3 protein-coding genes are annotated in these 3,095 nt (G+C 70.9%); 2 read left to right on the forward strand and 1 reads right to left on the reverse strand.

The features are described 5' to 3' along the window. A partial coding sequence (locus ACTS11_RS08075) for a TRAP transporter permease (RefSeq protein ID WP_442639813.1) occupies positions 1-1,482 on the forward strand: 1,482 nt, incomplete at its 5' end. A 103-nt stretch (positions 1,483-1,585) separates the two neighbouring features. Further along, the gene (locus ACTS11_RS08080) at positions 1,586-2,749 is read left to right on the forward strand and encodes a cytochrome P450 (RefSeq protein ID WP_442639814.1); all 1,164 of its coding nucleotides are present in this window, start codon (positions 1,586-1,588) and stop codon (positions 2,747-2,749) included. Here ACTS11_RS08080 and ACTS11_RS08085 read toward each other — a convergent pair. Next, a partial coding sequence (locus ACTS11_RS08085) for a hypothetical protein (protein WP_442639815.1) occupies positions 2,746-3,095 on the reverse strand: 350 nt, incomplete at its 5' end. The genes ACTS11_RS08080 and ACTS11_RS08085 overlap by 4 nt on opposite strands.

Below are 3,095 nucleotides of genomic sequence, written 5' to 3' on the forward strand. Positions count from 1 at the left end.
TACACCTTCACCGCGCACCTCCTGCCGGGCGTCCTGCGCGTCGAGGTGCCCTATACCTGGCAGCGCTTCTTCGGCACGGTCTACTCGGACGTGGGCATCCTCGGGCCGACCACCGCGGTCTCCTCGACCTACATCATCCTCTTCATCATCTTCGCGGCCTTCCTGCAGGCCTCGAAGGTCGGCGACTACTTCGTGAACTTCGCCTTCGCCGCGGCGGGGCGCGCGCGCGGCGGCCCGGCCAAGGTGGCGATCTTCGCCTCCGGCCTCATGGGCATGATCAACGGCACGAGCGCGGGCAACGTGGTCGCCACCGGCTCGCTCACCATCCCGCTGATGAAGAAGGTGGGCTATCACCGCAAGACCGCGGGCGCGATCGAGGCCGCGGCCTCGACGGGCGGGCAGATCATGCCGCCGATCATGGGCGCCGGCGCCTTCATCATGGCCGAGATCACCGGCATTCCCTACCAGGAGATCGCCATCGCCGCGATCGTGCCCGCGATCCTCTACTTCGCCTCGATCTACTTCATGGTCGACTTCGAGGCGGCCAAGCTCGGGATGCGCGGCATGCGCGAGGACGAGCTGCCGAAGTTCGCCAGGATGATCCGGCAGGTCTACCTCTTCATCCCGATCATCATCCTGATCGTGGCGCTCTTCCAGGGCTACTCGGTGATCCGGGCGGGCACGCTCGCCACCGTGGCGGCGGCCGTGGTGTCCTGGCTCACGCCCTACCGCATGGGTCTCCGCTCCATCGTCAAGGCCTTCGAGATCGCGGGCGTCATGTCGATCCAGATCATCGCGGTCTGCGCCTGCGCGGGGATCATCGTGGGCGTCATCTCGCTCACGGGCGTCGGCGCGCGCTTCTCGAACGTGCTGCTCGACCTCGCCGGCGTCAGCCAGCTTCTCGCGCTGTTCTTCGCCATGTGCATCGCGATCCTGCTCGGCATGGGCATGCCCACGACGGCGGCCTACGCGGTCGCGGCCTCGGTCGTGGCGCCGGGCCTCGTGCAGCTCGGCATCCCGACGCTGACGGCGCATTTCTTCGTCTTCTACTTCGCCGTCGTCTCGGCCATCACGCCGCCCGTGGCGCTGGCGAGCTACGCCGCCGCCGGCATCTCGGGCGCGAACCCGATGGAGACCTCGGTCGCCTCCTTCAAGATCGGGATCGCGGCCTTCATCGTGCCCTTCATGTTCTTCTACAACGGCGCGCTCCTGATGGACGGCACCTGGTTCGAGGTGATCCGCGCCGGGATCACCGCGACGCTCGGCGTGGCGCTCCTCTCGGCGGGGGTGCAGGGCTGGTTCATCGGCGGGCGCGCGGCCTGGTTCCTGCGCATCGCGCTGGTCTTCGCGGCGCTCCTCATGATCGAGGGCGGGCTGTGGACCGACCTCGCGGGCATCGCCATCGCGGCGGGGGTCTACGCGATCCAGAAGCTCTTCAACCCGCGCCCCGACGTGGCGATCCCGGTGCGCGGCGCCGACTGACGGAACGGGGGCGCGAAACGCCCGCGCGCCCCCTCCTTCATCTTTCTCCCAAATACGCATTCCGCCCTTTGCCAAGGGCGCGACGGCCTGCCAGAAGAGCGGCATGGAAACGCTCGCCCAGGCCCCGACCGATCCCGCCTTCGTGCAGGACCCCTACCCGTTCTACGCCCGCGCCCGCGCCGCCGGGCCGCTGGTCCTCTGGCAGGACTACGGGATGCCGATGGCCACGACCCACGCGGCGGTCAACGCGATCCTGCGCGACCGCCGCTTCGGGCGCGAACCCGTCAGCCCCCGCGACATCCCCGCCCATCTCGCGCCCTTCTACGCGGTCGAGGCGCACTCGATGCTCGAGCTCGAGCCGCCGCGCCACACCCGGCTCCGGGGGCTCGTCCTGCGCGCCTTCACGTCGCGCCGCATCAGGGCGATGGCGCCCGAGATCGAGGCGCTGGCCCACGACCTGGCCGAGGCCTTCCCCGAGGGGCCCTTCGACCTCCTCGACGCCTTCTGCCGGCCGATCCCCGTCATCGTGATCGCCCGCCTCCTCGGCGTGCCCGAGAGCATGGCGGACGAGCTCCTGCGCTGGTCGAACGCGATGGTCATGATGTACCAGGCGGGCCGCAGCCGCGCGCAGGAGGACGCCGCCGTCGCCGCCACCGAGGAGTTCGTCGCCTTCATGCGGGGCTACATCGACCGCCGCAGGGGCGATCCGCGCGACGACCTGATCTCGGCGCTCATCGCCGCCGAACAGGAAGGCGAACGCCTCACCACCGACGAGATGATCACGACCTGCATCCTGCTGCTGAACGCGGGCCACGAGGCCACCGTCCACACGCTCGGCAACGCGGTGAAGCTGGCGCTCGAGACCGGCGCGCGGCCGGCGCATCCCGAGCGCTTCGTCGAGGAGGTGCTGCGCCACGACCCGCCGCTTCACCTGTTCACCCGCTGGGCCTACGAGGAAGTGGAGCTCTTCGGGCACACCTTCCGGCGCGGCGACGAGGTGGGGCTCCTCCTCGCCTCGGCGGGCCGGGACGAGGCCGAGTACGCGGAGGCGGGCCTCTTCCGCCCGGACCGGAGCGACGGGCCCGCCAACCTCGCCTTCGGGGCGGGGCTGCACTTCTGCGTCGGTGCGCCGCTCGCGCGGCTGGAACTGCAGATCGCGCTGCCGATCCTCTTCGCGCGCTGGCCCGAGCTCCGGCTGGCGGAGGCGCCGCGCTATGCCGACATCTACCATTTCCACGGGCTCGGGGCGCTGAAGGTTTCGCGCTAGCCCGCGACCGCCTCGGCGATCCGCTCCGCGCAGTCGGCCACGGCCTTGCGCCCCGCCGCGATCGCGGCCTCCGCCTCGTGGAAGGACATGACCGACAGCGCGCGGAGGTCCACGTCGATCATCACGTCGGGCGGATCGGCGGCGAGGCGGGTGCGGCGGAGATACTCGGTCAGCATGTCGATGGCGGCGTTCACCACCTCGGTGCCCTGGGGCGGCGGCGGCCCCTCCTCCGCCTGCGGCACCCAGCCCTCGGGCAGGAAGGCCTCGAGCCGGGCGGCGATGGCGTCCCAGACGTCGCCGCCGCGCTCGGGCACCCAGATCCGGCCGGGCGGCTTGGCGTTGGGGT

It is taken from the genome of Roseicyclus sp. (assembly GCF_052168335.1).
GTDB lineage: Bacteria > Pseudomonadota > Alphaproteobacteria > Rhodobacterales > Rhodobacteraceae > Roseibacterium.

Excerpts from the sequence above, each read along its gene's own strand:
- ACTS11_RS08080 (WP_442639814.1), top strand. The coding sequence starts at position 1,586 with ATGGAAACGCTCGCCCAGGCCCCGACCGATCCCGCCTTCGTGCAGGAC.